This window comes from Geodermatophilus sp. URMC 60, from assembly GCF_053502585.1.
In genome coordinates this window covers 895,304-912,185 of record NZ_CP199958.1, presented here as the reverse complement: position 1 = coordinate 912,185, position 16,882 = coordinate 895,304, and the positions used below count along the sequence as shown (strand labels likewise).

Below are 16,882 nucleotides of genomic sequence, written 5' to 3'. Positions count from 1 at the left end.
AACGGTCACTCGTCCGGGGGCGCTCAGCGGTCGTCGCGGTCCCGGTCGCCGCCCCCGTCGCCCCCGTCACCCTCGCCGTCCCCGTCGCTCCCGTCCCCGTCGTCCCGGTCGTCCCACGACGACGAGGAGGACGTCGACGGGCTGGACGGGGTCGTCGACGGCTCGGAGTCGCTCGGCGCGGAGGTCGTCGGCCGGGACCGCGTCGGCGTCGGGGGTGCGGTCGACGTCGGCGGGGTGCTGGCCGGCAGCTCCTCCGGCGTGGCGGTCGGCGTGGACGCCACCTCGGTGGGCTCCGGCTGGGTCACCCGCGGTGGCTGCGGAGCGTCGCCGGTGTCCTCGGAGACGCGGGTGGCCGGCGAGGAGTCGCGCTGCCGCGGGGCGGGCTCGGGCGCCACGGCGTAGCGGACCCGTACCGCGTCGCCGGGCCGCAGCTGCGCGCCGACCGGGTCGACGGCGGTCACGACGCCGGGTTGGGCGTCCCCGGTGACCTCCTCCACCCGCTGCACCAGCAGGCCCAGCGCGGACAGCGCGAGCGCCGCCTCGTCGACCTGCCGCCCGACGTAGTCCTCGGCGGCCAGCACGATCCGGGCGTCCTCGGTCTGCGCGGCCACCACGGTCGGCCCGGCCGCCTCGTCGCTCGAGACTGCCACGAAGACCCCGGCGGCCGCGGCGGCGCCCAGCAGCAGCGTCACCGCCGGCACCAGGACGGCGGCCAGCCCGCGCCGGCGGTGCGTCGGCGGCCCGACGGTCCCGACACCGGACGCGGCCGCCGCGACGGCCCCTCCGGGCGGCCCCGGACGAACGGCGACGCTGCGCGTCGGCGCGGGCTCGGGCACGGGGCGGCCGGCGCGGACGTCCTCGACCGCGGCGACGAAGGCCGCGCCGTCCGGCATGCGGGCCGCCGGGTCCTTGGCCAGCGCGCAGCGGATCAGCCTCCGCACGCCGCCGGGCAGGTCCTCGGGCAGCGGCTCGGGGTCGTCGCGCACCTGCTTGAGCGCGATCGTCACGGCGTTGTCCCCGTCGAAGGCGGGGTGGCCGGTCAGGCACTCGTAGCCGACCAGGCCCAGGGCGTAGACGTCGCTGGCCGGGGTGGCGTGGTGGCCCTCGGCGACCTCCGGGGCCAGGTACTGCGGGGTGCCGATCACCTGGCCGGTGCGGGTGAGCGGCACGCTGCCGGCCGACCAGGCGATGCCGAAGTCGGTGATCTTCACGCTGCCGTCGTCGCGGACCAGGATGTTGCCGGGCTTGACGTCGCGGTGCACCAGCCCGACCCGGTGGGCCTCGGCCAGCGCGGAGGCGGTCTGCTCGAGCAGCGACAGCGTGACGGCGGCCGACAGCCGGCCCTCGCGCTGCAGCACCGCCGACAGCGGCTCGCCCTCGACCAGCTCCATCACCAGGAAGGCCAGCGTCTCGCCACTGCCGTCGGTGGCCTCGGTCTCGCCGTAGTCGAAGACGGCGGCGATGTTCGGGTGGGAGAGCCCGGCGGCGTGCTGCGCCTCGGCGCGGAAGCGGGCGCGGAAGGTCGGGTCGCCGGTGTACTCGCTGCGGAGGACCTTCACCGCGACCGGACGGCCCAGGAGGACGTCGGTGCCGCGCCAGACCTGCCCCATGCCGCCGGCGGCGATCAGCTCGGCGAGCTCGTACCGCTCACCCAGGTTGCGCCGACCCGGCTCCACCACCGTGGCTCACTCCTCGCCTGCGACCCGGCCGTCGTCCGCGGCCCGGGGGACGCCGGTGCCCCTGGGTCTGGATGTCCCGCACCCCTCGCGGCTACACATCGGCGCAGGACGCCGGGCGTGTCGCCGACCGGGGGGACGGCGCCGCGCGCTCCGGCCTGCGCCGCGTCCGTCCGCCGTCCATCCTCCCAGGCCGACGGGGCCCGGTGAGGGGACCGTCCCGTCACGTTCCGGCCACGATCCGGTGATCAGTCGGTGAAGAGTGCCCGGCCCCACCAGTCGCCGTCGTCGCGGACGCCCGGCGGGCAGGCGAACACCGCCGAGGAGGTGTGCCGGACGTACTCGTTCATCGCGTCCGTGCGCAGGTTGCGCTGGACCTGCACGAACCCCGTCGAGGGGTCGCGCTGGAAGGCGATGAAGAACAGCCCGGCGTCGAGGCGCCCGAGCCCGTCGGAGCCGTCGACGAAGCTGTACCCGCGCCGCAGGATCGCCGTCCCCGAGTTGGTCGGGTGGGCGAGGAAGACGTGGCTGCGCTCCGGGATGGCGAACTCGCCGTCCACCTGCTTCGTGAAGTCCACCGGGTCGAACTCCGCGCGCTGGCCGAGCGGGGCGCCGGAGCCCTTGGTGCGGCCGATGGTCTGCTCCTGCTCGACCAGCGAGGCGGTGTCCCACGGCTCGACGAGCATCCGGATCCGCCGGGTGACCAGGTAGGTGCCGCCGGCCAGCCAGTCCGCCCCCGGGTCGTCGTCGCCGACCCACACGAACCGGTCCAGCGCCGCGGTGTTCTCCGCCTTGAGGTTGTCGGTGCCGTCCTTGAAGCCGAACAGGTTGCGCGGGGTGGCCTGGCCGGTGCTGGTGGACGACGTCCGGCCGAAGCCCAGCTGCGACCAGCGGACGCTGACGACCCCGGCACCGAGCCGCACCAGGTTGCGGATCGCGTGGACGGCGACCTGCGGGTCGTTGGCGCAGGCCTGGACGCACAGGTCGCCGCCGCTGATCGCCGGGTCGAGCTGGTCGCCGGCGAAGGCCGGCAGCTCGGCCAGCGGCGCCGGGCGGCGGGCCGCCAGGCCGAAGCGGTCGGTGCCGTCGGCGGTGGTGAACAGGGTGGGGCCGAAGCCGACGGTCAGCGTCAGCCCGGACGGCGGCAGGCCGAGCGCCTCCCCGGTGTCGTCCGGGGGCGCGTACGGGGAGCCGGCCACGGCGCCGACCGGGCCGGCGTCCTGCCCGGCGGTCATCCGCCGCGCGGCCGCCGTCCAGGCCTGGAGCACCTCCACCAGGTCCTCGCGCCGGTCGGTGGTGACGTCGAAGGCGACGAAGTGCAGCCGGTCCTGGGCCGGAGTGACGATGCCGGCCTGGTGCGCGCCGGGGAACGGCACCGCGTCGGTGGGGCCCGGTCCGGCGGCTGCCGTCGCGTCGTCCGCCGTGGCGCGGCCGATGGCGCCACCGGCGGCGCCGGCGGCGACCACCCCCGCCGTCCCGGCGCCGAGCAGCCCGAACAGCCGGCGCCGGGTCAGGCCCCGGCCGGGCGGCGGGTCGGCGATCGGTCCGGTCATGGCTCCCTCGGCTGGGCTGGGCGTCCGGCCCCTCTGCAGGGTCCCGCCGCTGGCCCCGTCCAGAGGCTCGTCCCGCGCCTGCGAGGGATGAGGGGAGGGGGTCCTTCCACGGTGGGGGCGGAGGGGACCTTCATCGGTCGGCGACGACCGCCGCGACCCGGCTGACCGACTCGGTCAGCGCGGTGATGCTGTCGCTCAGGCCGCGCAGCTGCTCCTGGGTGAGCTGGTCGTAGAGCACCCAGCCGTCGCCGGTGCGGTACTGCTCCAACTCGGCCTCGGTCGCGGCGAACCGCTCGTCGATCTCGGCCACCAGGTCGGGATCGGCCTCCTCGAGGTAGGGGCGCAGCGCCTGGACCGCGGCCTCCGAGCCCTCGAGGTTGGCGGCGAAGTCCCACAGGTCGGTGTGCGAGTAGCGGTCCTCCTCGCCGGTGATCTTGCCGGTGGCGATCTCGTCGAGCAGCGCCTTGGCGCCGTTGGCCAGCTGCAGCGGGTCCAGCGTGGTGTCGTCGGCCAGGCCGGCGACCTCCTCGACGTCGGCCTGCAGCTGGTCGGCGTACGGGGCCATGCCCTCGGTGGTGCCGTCGACCCACAGCGCCTGCTCGATGCGGTGGTAGCCGGTGAAGTCCTCGCCCTCCGCCTGGTCACCCTCGCGGCCGTCGATCCGCGGGTCGAGGTCGCCGAAGACCTCGGCGACCGGCTCGATGCGCTCCCAGTAGGTGCGGGCGACGGGGAACAGCGCCTTGGCGCCCTCGACGTCCCCGGCCCGGACGGCGTCGGCGAAGGCCGTCGTCCGCTCGACGAGCGCGCCGGTCTGGCTGCGCACGTACCGCTGGTAGTCGGCGCCGGCCTGGGCGAGGGTCTCGTCCTCGGACAGCTGCGCCGCCTCGCCGGTGACGGTGAGGGCGCTGCGGATGCCGTCGCCGACCATGCCCGGCTTGCAGGCGGTCTCGTAGTCGCCGGCCGGCAGCTCGACGAGCAGCTCGCGGGTCAGCCCGGGGGCGATGTTCTCCACCTCCCCCATCACCCGGTCGCCCTCGGCGTAGACGTAGAACTCGGTGACCTGGTCGCCGCTGTTGGTCACCTGGAACTGGTGCGTGCCTGCCGCGAGCTCGCCGGTGGCGACGTCGCAGGCGTCGTCGGCGGCCGCGACGGCGATCGTGTCGGCGGCCTCCTCGCCTGCGGCTGCACCGCTGCCGGCGTCGCCGCCGCAGGCGGCGGTGGTCAGCGCGGCGAGCAGGCCGGCGGTGAGGAGGGGCAGGCGGCGGTCACGCACGGACATGCTCGGGAGCCTCCGGGGACGAGGTGGACGAGGTGGACGAGGTGGTCGGGCCGGGCGGGGAGGACTCGGCGCGGTCGGCCGCGGGAGTGGGCCGGCGGGCCGGCCAGAGGAAGGCGGCGAGCACGGGGACCAGGTAGGCGACGTAGGCGACCGTCTCGAGCACCGTGGGGGCCGCGGTGATGTTGAACATCCCGGCGATCGCCGCGCCGTACCAGCTGTCGGGGTGCAGGACGCCCGAGACGTCGAAGGCCAGGACGTCCAGGCCCGGCAGGACGCCGGCCTCCTGGAAGTCGTGGACGCCGTACTTGAGGATCCCGGCCGCCACGAACACCAGCAGCACACCGCTGACGGTGAAGAACCGCGACAGGTCGATGCGGACGGCCCCGGCGTAGAGGCCGGCGCCGATGACCACGGCGGTGAGCACGCCGGCGGTGATGGCGACCAGCGGTGTCGTGGTCGTCGTGGCGCCCTGGGCCGCGGCGAAGAAGAGCAGCGTCGTCTCCAGGCCCTCGCGGACGACGGAGAGGAAGGCGACCCCGGCGACGGCGAGCCCGCCCACCGCCAGGGCGTTCTCCAGCCGGCCGGTCAGCTCCCCCCTCAGCCGGCGCGCGGTGCGCCGCATCCAGAAGACCATCCAGGTGACCAGGCCGACGGCCAGCACCGAGGTGACGGCCTCGAAGAGCTCGCGGGAGCGGTAGTCGGCCAGCAGCGACGTCTCGGTGTGGGTCAGCAGCGCCCCGAACAGCACCGACAGCGCGACGGCGGCCAGCACACCGGCCCACAGGGGGACCAGCTGGCGGCGGCGCCCGGCCTTCACCAGGTAGGCCATCAGGATGCTGACCACCAGGGTCGCCTCGAGGCCCTCGCGCAGACCGATCAGGTAGCTGGCGAGGAAGGCCTGGTCCATGGGAGGACCCCTCCGGGACGCGGTGGAACCCTGCGACGGCGTCGTAGGGCAGCCTCACCTTACCCACACCGATCGGGGACCCCGGCCCACCCGGGACGAGGGCCCCGGTCTCGTACGCTCCCGGTCCCGGAGCCGGGAGGGACCGCCGATCTCCCGTGCGCGGGGGGCCGCCGAGGACGAGGAGGGGCGACGATGCCCGAGACCGTGACCCGCGAGGACGCCGGCGAGGTCGCCACCATCACCATGCTGCGGTCGGGGCTGACCCACCGGTCGCGGGGCGAGCTGCTCGACGTGGTCCGCGAGGTCGGGGCCGACGAGGCGGTGCGGGCCGTCGTGCTCACCGGCACGGGCCGGGCCTTCTGCGTCGGGCAGGACCTCGGCCAGCACGTGGAGGCGCTGCGCGGGGATGCCGCGACGTCGCTGTCGGTGGTCGAGGAGGAGTACAACCCGCTGGTCCTGGCGCTGGCCGCGCTGCGGGTGCCGGTCGTCGTGGCGGTCAACGGCGCCGCGGCCGGCGCCGGGCTGGGCATCGCGCTGGCCGGCGACCTCCGGGTGGCCGCCGCGGGCGCGAAGTTCACGACCGCGTTCGCGGGGATCGGGTTGTCCAGCGACTCGGGCCTGGCCTCCCGCCTGGTGCACTGCGTGGGCGCCTCGCGCGCGGCCGAGCTGCTGCTGCTGCCCGAGCCGTTCCCGGCGGAGAGGGCCGCCGAGTGGGGCCTGGTGCACCGGGTCGTGCCGGCCGAGCAGGTGCTGGCCGAGGCGCGGTCGCTCGCCGCGCGGCTGGCCGCCGGTCCGACCGCCGCATACCGGGCGATCAAGACCGTCCTGGCCACGGCGGCCACCGACTCCCTCGAGGACACCCTGGCGCTCGAGGCCCGGCTGCAGACCGACCTGGGCCGGACCGCCGATCACCGCGAGGCCGTCGAGGCCTTCCTCGAGAAGCGCACCCCGCGGTTCACCGGTCGCTAGGGGGGACCCGGCCCCCTGCAGGGCCCCGGCGCCAGCTCACGAGGGGCGGGGGGCAGGGTGTCCTCTCAGCGGGCGAGGACGACGCAGGCGGGGCAGACGTCGCGGGCCGGCGTCGGCCAGGGCTGCTCGATGTCGACGCGGGCCAGCGAGCCGCAGAGGGTGAGCTCGCAGGCGCCGTCGACCTCGGCGGTCGGGCGGTGGAGCTCGACGGCGTGCCAGAGGGCGGACGTCGGGCCGTGCGCGCGGCTGCGGGCGGCGACGAACGTGGTGACGGCGAGGGTGGGGGCGCTCATGTCCCGAGGTGTCGGCAGGACACCGCTGCCGGCTCACTGCCGAGGGCGGGGACCTCACCCCTCCGGGTGAACGGCTCACCCCCGAGGCGGGTCGGGCGGGTCTCGCGGGCCGGGGGCAGGATGCGGGACATGGAGCTGACCAAGCACGGCCATGCCTGTGTCGTCCTGGGCGAGGACGACCGGCGGCTCGTCATCGACCCGGGGGTGTTCACCGACCCGTCGGTGCTGCAGGGGGCGAGCGCGGTCCTGGTGACCCACGAGCACGTGGACCACTTCGCCCCCGACGTGCTGAGCGCGGCCATGGACGCCGACCCCGAGCTGCAGGTGTGGACCAACGGGTCGGTGGCCGGCCGGCTCGACGGCGCGGCCGGCCGGGTGCACGTGGTGGGGGACGGCGACGCGCTCACCGTCGCCGGCTTCGACGTGACCGTGCACGGCGAGCTGCACGCGGTCATCCACCCGGAGATCCCGCGGGTGGCCAACGTGGGGTTCCTGGTCGGCGGGGTGGTCTTCCACCCCGGGGACGCGTTCACCGTGCCCAGCGAGCCGGTGGCCACGCTGCTGCTGCCGATGCACGCCCCCTGGTCGAAGACCGCCGAGGTGATCGACTACGTGCGGGCCGTGGACGCGGACCAGGCGTACGCCATCCACGACGGACTGCTCAACGACGCCGGCCTCGGCATCGTCGGCGGCCTGCTCGGTGAGCGGGGGCCGGGGACGCCGACCCCGTTCAGCCGGCTGACCCCGGGGGACTCCGTCGAGCTCTGAGCCCCTCGGGGACCGGTCGTCAGCGGACGGCGCGGTTGCGGCCCGCAGCGACGCCCTCGGCCACGCCGACGAGCAGGACCGCGGCGAGGAGGGCGAAGAGGAAGCCCCAGAAGTTCAGTTCGGTGATCGAGCCGACGTCCAGCCAGTCCGCGATCAGACCGCCGATGATCGCGCCGACGACACCGAGCAGCATCGTCGCGAGGATGCTCATCCGCTGGCGGCCGGGCTGGAGCAGTCGGGCCAGGGCCCCGATGATCAGGCCGACCACGATGAGTCCGAGGATCTGCACCGTCTACTCCCTCGTGCTCACGGGCCGCGGACGCCGACCCCGTGCAGCCGTCCGGCCCCGGGGGGCTCCGTCGAGCTGTGGAGCCCCCCGGAGACCGGCGTCAGCGGATGGCGCGACTGTTCCGGCCGGTGAGCGTCGATGCCGCCACCACCAGCACCGCCGCGAGGATGATGGAGATGATCCACCTCATCCAGTCGATGCCCGGAGTGGCCGCCACCCCCAGCGCGCCGCTCACGTAGTACCCGATGAGCACCCCGCCGATGCCGCACAGCAGCGTGAGCCAGAGGGGCGTGTTGTCTCGCGCCCCGGGGGCGACGAACTTCCCCAGCAGGCCGATGATGAGCCCCGCGATGATCAAGCCGATGATCTCCATAGCCAACTCCTCGGTAGCCCGTCCGGAGCGCGCGCACCCGGCACAGCGCCGGGTGCTGCGAACCGAATCATGGCTCTCCCATACCCGGCGGTCGAGAAGTCGATGCGCGCGTCGCCCAATCTGATGATCACCCCGGCAGGCGGGCGACGTGCGCGGGGAGCCGGTCCAGCTCGCCGTCCACCGTGCGCTGCACCATCTCGCGGACGCCACCGCGCATCAGGCGCTGCGTGAGCCGCTGGGTGAGCCGGCCGGTGGCGTGCGGCTCGTGGCCCACGGTGATGGTCACGAGCGTGGCGCCCGGCCCGGCGTCGGCGAGCTCGATCGTCGTCGTCCAGGTCTCGGGGGTCAGCCGCAGCCGGGTGGTGACCCGCTCCCGCGGCACCCACTCGACGATCTCGCCCTGCGGCGCACCGGCCGGCGGTCGGGCGCCGTCGTCCAAGCGGCCGGGTACGCACACGAACCGGGTCCCGCGGTCCGGGGCTCCGCCACCCTCCACGACGTAGGAGACGTCGCAGACGGCGCAGTACGGCGCGAGCACGGCCAGCGCTTCCCACACCCGGCGCCGCTCGTGGGGGAGCTCGCGGCTGCCGGTGGCGGTGACGGGCTGGGGCACGGGACCTCCGGGGACGACGGGCGGCTGCCCCGCCGACGGTAGTCCGCGACCGGCCACCCTCCAGTGGCCCGCCGGCCCCTGGAAGGACCTTCAGCGACCGCTGACCGAGACCTCGAACTCGACCTGGCTGACGTCGGGCCGCAGCCGGGAGAAGCTGTGCACGAGCGGGTGCCCGGCGCTGTCGCGGACCGTCGTCCGGACCACCAGGAGCGGTGAGCCGGCGACCACGCGCAGCAGGTCCGCCTCGTCCGGTGCGGCGGTGCCGACGTCGACGACGATCCGCGCGTGCGCCAGGTCGGCGGAGTACTCCCGGCGGAGGAACTCGTACAGCGAGCCCTCGCTGAGGTCCGCCTCGGCCGCCAGGGGGTACGTGGCGGCGGGCAGGAAACTGTGCGCCACGTGGTTCGGCACGCCGTCCACGCTGCGCAGCCGGACCAGCTCGACGACGTCGGTCGCCGGCTCCAGCCCCAGCTCCGTGGTGACCGGCGGCTGGACGGGGACGATCCGCTGGGTGAGCACCGTGGTGCCCACCTGCGCGCCCTGCTCGGTCATCACCGAGCTCCACCCGGCGATGCGGTGCACGAAGCTCTCGCGGTACTCGTGGCGGATCGCCGGGCGGGTCACGTAGGTCCCCCGGCCCTGCTCGCGCACGAGGTGCCCGTCGGCCACCAGTCCGTCGACCGCGCGGCGCAGCGTGATCCGGCTGACCCCGTACTCCTCGCAGAGGACCGGCTCCGGCGGGAGCAGCGTGTGCTCCGGCAGCGCGGACACCCGGCGGCGCAGGTGCTCGCGGACCGAGAGGTACTTCGGTCCCGACACGGCGCTCGTCACGCGCCAAAGGTACTGCGGATGTAGACGTCTGGTCGTCTACAGACGTCTCGCTCACCCGCTCGTGTCCCTCGGGTGGACCCGGTCCGGGGACGGGGTGTGCGGGAGAGCCGGACACCACAGATGATGTGGTGCGTCTCGGCGTTCCTGCCCGATCACTGTCAGATGTGGTCGAGCGCCGGGGGCGTCGCGGACCGGAGGGGGGACCGACCGTGGCCCAGGACCACCGCGCCCGTCAGTACGCCTCCACGCACCGGCGGATCCACGACGCCGCGATGGAGCTGTTCACCGAGTTCGGCTACGAGGAGGTCCCGATCTCCCGCCTGGCCGCTGCGGCCGGGGTCTCGGTGCAGACGTTCTACGCCCACTACGCGGGCAAGGACGAGCTCATCATGGCCCTCCCCGACCGTGCCGAGATCGACGCCCTGATCGCATCGGTCCCGGCCGACCGGCCGCTCGGCGAGCGCACGCGCTCGGCGATCATCTTCTTCGTCCGCGGGCTGACCGGGGACCGCTGGTCCGACGCCCTGAACAGGTGGCGGCTCATCGCGGAGACGCCGCGCCTGCGCTACCGGGCGGCGGAGTACGAGCGCGCCACCGCACAGCTGTTCCTGGAGGCCCTCGGCGTGGCGGACGACACGGCCGCCTCCGTCGTCGTCGCCGCCCACCTGTCGGCCTACACGCAGGCGCTGCTGCGCTGGGGGGAGTCCGACGGCGAGCGGCCGTTGCCGGAGGTCGTCGGGGAGGCCCTGGACGCGCTGCGGGAGCTGTGAGCCTCAGGGGGCGCGCAATTCGACGACCGCGACCTCGGGCCGGGCGCCGATCCGCATCGGCGGACCCCAGAAGCCGGCACCGGTCGTGACGTAGAGCTGGGTGTCCCCGACCCGCGACAGCCCCTGCACGGCCGGCTGGTCCAGCCGGATCGCGTAGTCGAAGGGCCACAGCTGGCCACCGTGCGTGTGCCCGGACAGCTGCAGCCCCACCCCGGCCGCTGCCGCCTGCGCCACCTGCACCGGTTGGTGGGCCAGGAGCACCAGCGGGACGGCGTCGTCGCGACCGTCCAGCGCGCTGTCGAGGTCGGCGCCGTGACCGGGCACGCCCGAGCTGATCGCCGTCCGGTCGTCGATCCCGGCCAGGTCGACCGCCGCACCGCCGCGCACGATCGGCACCCGCTCGTTGCGCAGCACCTGGACGCCCAGGGTGGGCAGGTGGCGCAGCCACGCGGTGGTGTCGACGAAGTACTCGTGGTTGCCGGTCACGAAGTAGACGCCCTGCTCGCTGACCAGGTCGGCCAGCGGGGCCACCTCGTCGCGCAGCTCGCTCAGCTCGCCGTCCACCAGGTCGCCGACGATCGCCACGACGTCGGGCCGCTGCTCGTTGACGAGCTCGACCAGGCGCTCGAAGCGCCGGGTGCTCGACATGGCCGAGAGGTGGCCGTCGGAGAAGGTGACGATGCGCAGGCCGTCCAGGGCCGGGTCCAGGCCGGCGAGCGCCACCGGCACCCGGCGGACGACGGGGGCGCTGTTGGCGAAGTAGGCGCCGGTGCCGGCCGTGCCCAGCGCGACCACCCCCGCCGTCGCCGCCAGCCCGCGCGCCAGCAGCAACCGCCGCGAGGGAGAGAGGACCCCGTCCTCCTCACCGTGGAAGGACCCCATCCTCCCCGCCCTTCGCGGGCTCGGGGCGGTGCCCTGGACGGGGCCGCGGCGAGCGTCTGGACTAGGCCCACCCGGGACGGCACCGCCCTCAGGTGCCGTCCCCGGCTCGGGTCGAGCTGCTGCGTCGTCGGTGCGCGGAGCCCTCCGGGCCCCGCTGGGGACGACCTCCTCGGTCACCGTCGTCGGGCTCGCCGCACCCCGGCGCCGGAGGAGGTGCCCCGCCACCCACCGGACCGGCTCCAGGGCGAGCAGCGTGACGAACAGGTAGAAGGCGACGCCCAGCCAGCTGAAGCCGAGCCACTGCACGACGGTGCTGAGGACCGAGTCCTGGCGCCGCAGCAGGACCGCCGCCACCGGAAGCACGGCCAGGACGACCACGCCGAGTGTCAGCAGCCGGCGCGTGCGGCCCGGCGGGGTGGTGCTGCGGACCAGCCGCCACCACAGGAAGCCGTGCAGCAGCAGCACGGCCAGGAGGACGACGGTGGCGAACCCCAGCAGGCCGATGAGGGACAGGTCGGACTCCTCGTGCTCGTGGGGACGCCGTGTGGTGGGCCGGCCCCCTCCTCGGCGTCCCCGAGCGTGCGAGGGGACCCAGGAGCGGCCTCGTCCCTGGCCCCCGGTCCCCTCCCAGCGTGCCTCGGGCGTGCAAGGGGCACGGTGAGAGGGTCCTCACACGAGTGGCGGGGGCAGGGGTCCCTTCTCAGCCCAGCGAGGCCACGGCCTTGACGGCGCGCCGCAGACCCGGCTCCAGTGTCCAGAACTCCGTCTCGGCGGTCGCGGCCCGGGCCTCCTCGAGGCCGTGCAGCCGGCCGTAGGTCCAGGCGTTCTCGCCCGCCGCGAAGGCGGCCCGCCCGACCCGCACGGCGACGTCCCGGGTGACGACGGTGTCCTGCGCGGCCCCGAGCAGGTCCTGCACCTGCCGGGTGCACGCGATGAGCGCGGTGGCCGGCTCGCCGAACTCGGCCTCGGCCACCTCTGCGGTGTAGCGGACCCGCTTGGCGGCCTTGCGGACCTCGTGCAGGTGCTCGTGCCGCTCCGCTCCCTCGGTCTCGCGAGCGGCGTCGACGGCCCGGCGCAGCCGCTTCCCGGTGCGCCGGACGGCCTCGGCCAACTGCACGGGGGCGGGCGCGGCGGCCAGCTCGGTGACCGGCGGCTCGGCCAGCAGGGCGTCGAGGGCGTCGAGCAGCTGCAGGTAGCGCCGGTCGGTGAGCGTGCGGGTGACCCGGCGGGCACCGGACTCGTGGTCCTTGACCTCGGTCTGCCGCAGGCGGGCGGCGACCGGTCCGAGCACCAGCTCGACCGGCTGGGCGGCGACCAGCTCGCGCAGGTGGGACAGCGCCACCTCGGCGTCCCGGGCGCCGGAGAGCTGCGCGCCCACCCACTGCAGCTCGGTGCGCAGCGGGTCGGTGTGCTCACGGTCCAGCACCGGGCGGAAGGCGGCGAGGATGCTGCGCAGCCGGCGGCACGCCACCCGGAGGTCGTGCACCCCCTCGGGCTGCTCGGTGCGCACCGCCAGGTCGGCGTCGTGCAGCGCCTGGAGCTGCCGGGCCACCGCGCCGAGGACCACCTCGCCGGCCGTGCGGACCGCGGCCTTCTGCTTCTTCGCCTTCTTGCCCTTCCCCGCCTTCCCGACGGCCTCGACCGTCGTCGGCGCCGGAGCGGGGGCCGCCGGCGCCGGCAGCCGCCCGTCGAGCACCCGGCCGAGCTTCGAGGGGGCGGCGGAGGGGCGGGCGCCGGCCGCGACGAGCCGCTCGGCAACCGCCTCGATCAGCGCCTCGTCGCCGTCGACCAGCTCCACCTCGAGTTCCCGCCAGGTGGTGACGGTGGCCGGCTCACCGGGGTCGGTCGCGAACGCCGTGCCGACGACGGCGTCGTCGGCCACCTCGGCCAGCACCCCGCCGGCGTCGTCCAGCAGCCGGTGGACCAGCCGTCGGGTGGAGATGGTCGCGACCGGCTCGGCCGCGGCGGTGCCCAGCAGGCCGAGCACCGGGGCGACGACGGCGCGCGGAGCGGTGCGGGCCGCCCGGCCCAGCGGCTGGTGCAGCTCGCGCCGTGCGCCGTCGGGCCCCGGCAGCTTCACGTGCCAGCCGGCGTCGGCTCCGCCCGTGCGCCGCCGCAGCGTCACGCGGGAACGCAGCAGCCGCAGGTCCGGGGTGTCGTAGTAGGTGGCAGCGAGCGACTGCTCCTCCGGGTCGCCGACCGCGGCGACCGCCCCGGCCCCGGTCAGGTCCGGGAGGGAGAAGTCCTCGCCGGCCTCGAACTTGCGCTCGACCTCGACGTGCTCGGTGGTCACGGGTGCCACGGTAGGCAGGGACGGCCAGGTCAGCACACCGGCGACGCCGCGCGGCGACCCATGTTCGGCCGGTGTCCCCGGTGGGCACGCTGGACTCCTGCGGGTCCCGTGGGGGACCTGCGAGACGAGGGGAGCCGACCCGGTGTTGAGCGAGCGAGAACTGTCCGCGGCGATCGGCAGCGCTGCCTACGGCCCGGACGGCGAGAAGATCGGCACAGTGGAGCACTTCTTCACCGACGACCGCACCGGCGCCCCCACCTGGGTGGCGATCTCCACCGGGCTGTTCGGTACCCGGCACTCCGTCGTCCCCGCGGCCGACGCCACCTTCTCGGAGGGCACCGTGCGGCTACCGGTGACCAAGGAGGCCGTCCGCACCGCCCCGTCGGTCTCCGACCAGCACCTCGACCCCGAGGCCGAGGCACTGCTGCGCCGGCACTACGGCCTGGACGGCGGGACGGCGGCGGCCCCGGCCGGTGACGACACGACCACTCGCGACCTCTCCCAGCTGCCGCCCGACGCGGTCCCGACCGGTCCCCGGCAGGACACCATGAGCATCGACCAGGCGGCCACCAGCGGGCAGACCGTTCCGGTGGCCGCCGTACCGACTCCCGCGGCCGCGGGCACGGACAGCGCCATGACCCGCAGCGAGGAGCAGCTGCGGGTGACCACCGAGCGTTACGCGGCCAAGCGGGTGCGGGTGGTCAAGTACGTGGTCACCGAGGAGGTGCAGGTCACCGTCCCGATCCGTCGCGAGGAGATCCGGATCGAGGAGGTGCCCCTGGACGACGACGCACCCGCGGCGGCCGGCGCCCTCGGTGAGGTCGGCTCGGGCGGCCTGCCGGAGACGATCGTGCTGCACACCGAGCGGCCGGTGGTGGGCACCGAGGTCGTGCCGGTGGAGCGGGTGCGCCTGCGCACCGAGTGGGTGCAGGAACAGGTCCAGGTCCGCGACCAGGTGCGCCGCGAGCGGATCGACGTCGACGAGGACCGCCTCGGCCAGGCCCGCGCGGGCCGGCACCGCCTGGACCAGGACCGCCTGGACCAGGACCGCCAGGACCAGGGCCACCAGGACCAGGGCCGCCTCGGCCAGCCCCGCCCGGGCCCGGACCCGGACCGCCTCGGCTAGGCCCGCCGGTCGGCGAGGAACCGCAGCCGCTCGCGGGTCGCGGTCACCTCGGCCGGGTCGACGTCGGCGACGAGCACCGTCTCCACGCCGGCGGCGGTCGCCAGCAGCTCGCCCATCGGGCTGATGATGCGGCTGTCGCCGGTGTGCTCGGTGCCGTCGCCGGCGGTGCCGACGCGGTTGCAGCCGACGACGTAGGCCTGGTTCTCGATCGCCCGCGCCTGCAGCAGGGTCTGCCAGTGCAGCCGGCGGGCGGCCGGCCAGTTCGCCGTCACCAGGTAGACGTCGGTGTCCAGCGCGGCGGACCAGAAGACGTCGGCGAAGCGCAGGTCGTAGCAGATGAACGGGGTCACCCGCAGGCCGCCGACCTCCACGGTCAGCGGCTTCTCGCCGGCGCGGAAGCGCTCGTGCTCACCGCCGTGGGTGAACGGGTGCAGCTTGCGGTAGCGGTGCACCGTGCCGTCGGGACCGGCCAGGACGAAGGAGTTGTAGGGCAGGTCGCCATCCGGCGCGATCTCGGGGCAGCTGCCCGCCACCCAGACGCCGTGCTCGGCCGCCCGCTCCTGCAGGAACTGCGCCGACGGGCCGCCCTCGTGTTCCCCGATCCCCGGCGTCATCGAGAAGCCGGTCGAGAAGGTCTCGCTGAGCAGCACGAAGTCCGCCCCGGCACCGGCCGCTCGGGCGACCAGCGGCGCCAGCCGCGCGAAGTTCGCCGTCCGGTCCTCCCAGACGATGTCGTGCTGGACCACCGCGAACCTCATGCCCTCATCCTCCCCAGTCGCTCCACGGCCTCACCGAGCACGGCGTCGCGCTTGCAGAACGCGAACCGCACCAGGTGGCGGCCCAGGTGCGCGTGCTCCGACGAGTAGAAGACCACGGTCGGCACCGCCACGACCCCCGCGCGCTGCGGCAGCGACCGGCAGAACGCCAGGCCGTCGCCGTCGGGCTGCACCGGCCGGACGTCGACCGTGGCGAAGTACGTCGCCTCCGGGCACACCACCGGCAGGCCCGCGGCGGTCAACCCCTCGACCAGCACGTCGCGGCGGCGCTCCAGGTCGCGCGCGATGCCGGCGAAGTACTCCTCGGGCAGCCGCAGCCCGGCCGCGACCGCCGGCTGGAACGGCCCGCCGCTGACGTAGGTGAGGAACTGCTTGGCCGTGCGGACGGCGGACACCAGCGGCGCCGGTCCGCAGATCCAGCCGATCTTCCAGCCGGTGACGTTGAAGGTCTTCCCGGCGCTGCCGACCACGAGGGTCCGCTCCCGCATGCCGGGCACGGTGGCCGGCGAGGCGTGCCGGGCGCCGGAGAACACCAGGTGCTCGTAGACCTCGTCGCTGAGCACCAGCAGCTCGTGCTCCATGGCCAGCGCGGCCAGCGTGCCCAGCTCCGCGCGGGTGAAGACCTTGCCGGTGGGGTTGTGCGGGGTGTTGAGCAGCAGCAGCCGCGCCCGGGGGGTGACCGCCGCGCGCAGCTCCGCGGCGTCGAAGGTCCACGGCCCGCTGCCCGACGACGGGGGCCGCAGCGGCACCGGCCGGGCGACCCCGCCGGCCATCGCGATGCCCGCGGCGTAGCTGTCGTACATCGGCTCGAACAGGACGACCTCGTCGCCGGGCTCGAGCAGCGCCAGGAGCGCCGCGGTCAGCGCCTCGGTGGCGCCCGCGGTGACCAGCACCTCGGTGTCCGGGTCGTAGGCGTGGCCGCCGGAGCGGTGCACGTGATCGGCGACCGCGGACCGCAGCTCCGGGATGCCGGGGCCCGGCGGGTACTGGTCGTGCGCGGTGCCGATCGCCGCGCGGGCGACGTCGAGCACCTCCGGCGGGCCCGGGTAGTCGGGGAAGCCCTGGCCGAGGTTGATCGAGCCCGTGGCGACGGCGAGCGCACTCATCTCGGCGAAGACCGTCGTCCCGAAGCCCTGCAGCCGGGACGACAGGTACGGCGCGGGCGTCATGGGGTCAGCCTCGCAGTTCCACGTGGAACCGCGCTCCCCCGGCGGTCCCCGCGGGGATGGCCGGACCTCAGCCGACGACGACACCGGTCGGCTTCCGCGCCTCGGTCCGCTCCTCGCTCGCCGGCGCTCGCTGCGATGCTCCCGCGGCTGTCAGCCGACGACGACACCGGTCGGCTTCCGCGCCTCGGTCCGCTCCTCGCTCGCCGGCGCTCGCTGCGATGCTCCCGCGGCTGTCAGCCGACGACGACACCGGTCGGCTTCCGCGCCTCGGTCCGCTCCTCGCTCGCCGGCGCTCGCTGCGATGCTCCCGCGGCT

The 16,882-nt window shown here is 75.1% G+C and carries 17 protein-coding genes; 4 read left to right on the top strand and 13 right to left on the bottom strand.

Annotation, left to right across the window (positions count from 1 at the left end; translation table 11 throughout):
• Positions 1 to 23: 23 nt before the first annotated feature.
• The 4 genes from ACWIX3_RS04400 to efeU form a co-directional block, all read right to left on the bottom strand.
• Entirely contained in the window at positions 24 to 1,679 is a 1,656-nt protein-coding gene (locus ACWIX3_RS04400; protein ID WP_448610860.1) for a serine/threonine-protein kinase, read from the bottom strand.
• Positions 1,680 to 1,924: 245 nt separating this feature from the next.
• Entirely contained in the window at positions 1,925 to 3,229 is a 1,305-nt protein-coding gene (efeB, locus tag ACWIX3_RS04395) for an iron uptake transporter deferrochelatase/peroxidase subunit (protein WP_448610859.1), read from the bottom strand.
• A 130-nt stretch (positions 3,230 to 3,359) separates the two neighbouring features.
• Entirely contained in the window at positions 3,360 to 4,508 is a 1,149-nt protein-coding gene (efeO, locus tag ACWIX3_RS04390; protein WP_448610858.1) for an iron uptake system protein EfeO, read from the bottom strand.
• Complete coding sequence (efeU, locus tag ACWIX3_RS04385) at positions 4,495 to 5,415, bottom strand: iron uptake transporter permease EfeU (protein ID WP_448610857.1); 921 nt, start codon at positions 5,413 to 5,415, stop codon at positions 4,495 to 4,497. The genes efeO and efeU overlap by 14 nt, the downstream gene beginning before the upstream one ends.
• Positions 5,416 to 5,607: 192 nt before the next feature.
• Between efeU and ACWIX3_RS04380 the strand changes: the two genes are divergently transcribed.
• Complete coding sequence (locus ACWIX3_RS04380; protein ID WP_448610856.1) at positions 5,608 to 6,384, top strand: enoyl-CoA hydratase-related protein; 777 nt, start codon at positions 5,608 to 5,610, stop codon at positions 6,382 to 6,384.
• A gap of 65 nt (positions 6,385 to 6,449) precedes the next feature.
• Here ACWIX3_RS04380 and ACWIX3_RS04375 read toward each other — a convergent pair whose 3' ends face one another.
• Complete coding sequence (locus tag ACWIX3_RS04375) at positions 6,450 to 6,677, bottom strand: hypothetical protein (RefSeq protein WP_448610855.1); 228 nt, start codon at positions 6,675 to 6,677, stop codon at positions 6,450 to 6,452.
• A gap of 129 nt (positions 6,678 to 6,806) precedes the next feature.
• On the opposite strand from ACWIX3_RS04375, the gene ACWIX3_RS04370 reads away from it, so the two are divergent.
• Entirely contained in the window at positions 6,807 to 7,445 is a 639-nt protein-coding gene (locus ACWIX3_RS04370) for an MBL fold metallo-hydrolase (protein ID WP_448610854.1), read from the top strand.
• Positions 7,446 to 7,464: 19 nt separating this feature from the next.
• Here the strand turns inward: ACWIX3_RS04370 and ACWIX3_RS04365 are convergent, their stop codons facing one another.
• The 4 genes from ACWIX3_RS04365 to ACWIX3_RS04350 form a co-directional block, all read right to left on the bottom strand.
• On the bottom strand, positions 7,465 to 7,734 hold the full coding sequence (locus tag ACWIX3_RS04365; RefSeq protein ID WP_448610853.1) for a GlsB/YeaQ/YmgE family stress response membrane protein: 270 nt from the start codon (positions 7,732 to 7,734) through the stop codon (positions 7,465 to 7,467).
• A gap of 100 nt (positions 7,735 to 7,834) precedes the next feature.
• Positions 7,835 to 8,107 (bottom strand): GlsB/YeaQ/YmgE family stress response membrane protein, encoded by a 273-nt coding sequence (locus ACWIX3_RS04360; RefSeq protein ID WP_091158295.1) that lies wholly within the window; start codon positions 8,105 to 8,107, stop codon positions 7,835 to 7,837.
• Positions 8,108 to 8,234: 127 nt separating this feature from the next.
• Positions 8,235 to 8,720, bottom strand: coding sequence for an SRPBCC family protein (locus tag ACWIX3_RS04355; protein ID WP_448610852.1), 486 nt, complete (start codon positions 8,718 to 8,720; stop codon positions 8,235 to 8,237).
• A 90-nt stretch (positions 8,721 to 8,810) separates the two neighbouring features.
• Positions 8,811 to 9,551: a GntR family transcriptional regulator gene (locus tag ACWIX3_RS04350; protein WP_448610851.1), complete on the bottom strand. Its 741-nt coding sequence runs from the start codon at positions 9,549 to 9,551 to the stop codon at positions 8,811 to 8,813.
• Positions 9,552 to 9,760: 209 nt separating this feature from the next.
• Between ACWIX3_RS04350 and ACWIX3_RS04345 the strand changes: the two genes are divergently transcribed.
• Positions 9,761 to 10,321 carry a TetR/AcrR family transcriptional regulator gene (locus tag ACWIX3_RS04345; RefSeq protein ID WP_448610850.1) on the top strand — a complete coding sequence of 187 codons (561 nt, stop codon included), beginning with the start codon at positions 9,761 to 9,763 and terminating at the stop codon, positions 10,319 to 10,321.
• Positions 10,322 to 10,324: 3 nt separating this feature from the next.
• Here ACWIX3_RS04345 and ACWIX3_RS04340 read toward each other — a convergent pair whose 3' ends face one another.
• Complete coding sequence (locus ACWIX3_RS04340; protein ID WP_448610849.1) at positions 10,325 to 11,668, bottom strand: metallophosphoesterase; 1,344 nt, start codon at positions 11,666 to 11,668, stop codon at positions 10,325 to 10,327.
• Positions 11,669 to 11,903: 235 nt separating this feature from the next.
• Positions 11,904 to 13,496 carry a CYTH and CHAD domain-containing protein gene (locus ACWIX3_RS04335; RefSeq protein ID WP_448610848.1) on the bottom strand — a complete coding sequence of 531 codons (1,593 nt, stop codon included), beginning with the start codon at positions 13,494 to 13,496 and terminating at the stop codon, positions 11,904 to 11,906.
• A 142-nt stretch (positions 13,497 to 13,638) separates the two neighbouring features.
• Between ACWIX3_RS04335 and ACWIX3_RS04330 the strand changes: the two genes are divergently transcribed.
• The gene (locus ACWIX3_RS04330; RefSeq protein WP_448610847.1) at positions 13,639 to 14,622 is read left to right on the top strand and encodes a PRC and DUF2382 domain-containing protein; all 984 of its coding nucleotides are present in this window, start codon (positions 13,639 to 13,641) and stop codon (positions 14,620 to 14,622) included.
• Here the strand turns inward: ACWIX3_RS04330 and ACWIX3_RS04325 are convergent.
• Together ACWIX3_RS04325 and ACWIX3_RS04320 are read right to left on the bottom strand one after the other, a co-directional pair.
• Complete coding sequence (locus tag ACWIX3_RS04325; protein WP_448610846.1) at positions 14,619 to 15,380, bottom strand: nitrilase-related carbon-nitrogen hydrolase; 762 nt, start codon at positions 15,378 to 15,380, stop codon at positions 14,619 to 14,621. The genes ACWIX3_RS04330 and ACWIX3_RS04325 overlap by 4 nt on opposite strands.
• A complete protein-coding gene (locus ACWIX3_RS04320; protein WP_448610845.1) occupies positions 15,377 to 16,567 on the bottom strand; it encodes a pyridoxal phosphate-dependent aminotransferase in 1,191 nt (396 codons plus the stop codon). The genes ACWIX3_RS04325 and ACWIX3_RS04320 overlap by 4 nt, the downstream gene beginning before the upstream one ends.
• Between the last annotated feature and the right edge of the window lie 315 nt (positions 16,568 to 16,882).

Coding starts and splice junctions, on each gene's coding strand:
- efeB (WP_448610859.1), bottom strand. CDS start 3,229: ATGACCGGACCGATCGCCGACCCGCCGCCCGGCCGGGGCCTGACCCGG.
- efeO (WP_448610858.1), bottom strand. CDS start 4,508: ATGTCCGTGCGTGACCGCCGCCTGCCCCTCCTCACCGCCGGCCTGCTC.
- efeU (WP_448610857.1), bottom strand. CDS start 5,415: ATGGACCAGGCCTTCCTCGCCAGCTACCTGATCGGTCTGCGCGAGGGC.
- ACWIX3_RS04380 (WP_448610856.1), top strand. CDS start 5,608: ATGCCCGAGACCGTGACCCGCGAGGACGCCGGCGAGGTCGCCACCATC.
- ACWIX3_RS04375 (WP_448610855.1), bottom strand. CDS start 6,677: ATGAGCGCCCCCACCCTCGCCGTCACCACGTTCGTCGCCGCCCGCAGC.
- ACWIX3_RS04370 (WP_448610854.1), top strand. CDS start 6,807: ATGGAGCTGACCAAGCACGGCCATGCCTGTGTCGTCCTGGGCGAGGAC.
- ACWIX3_RS04360 (WP_091158295.1), bottom strand. CDS start 8,107: ATGGAGATCATCGGCTTGATCATCGCGGGGCTCATCATCGGCCTGCTG.
- ACWIX3_RS04325 (WP_448610846.1), bottom strand. CDS start 15,380: ATGAGGTTCGCGGTGGTCCAGCACGACATCGTCTGGGAGGACCGGACG.
- ACWIX3_RS04320 (WP_448610845.1), bottom strand. CDS start 16,567: ATGACGCCCGCGCCGTACCTGTCGTCCCGGCTGCAGGGCTTCGGGACG.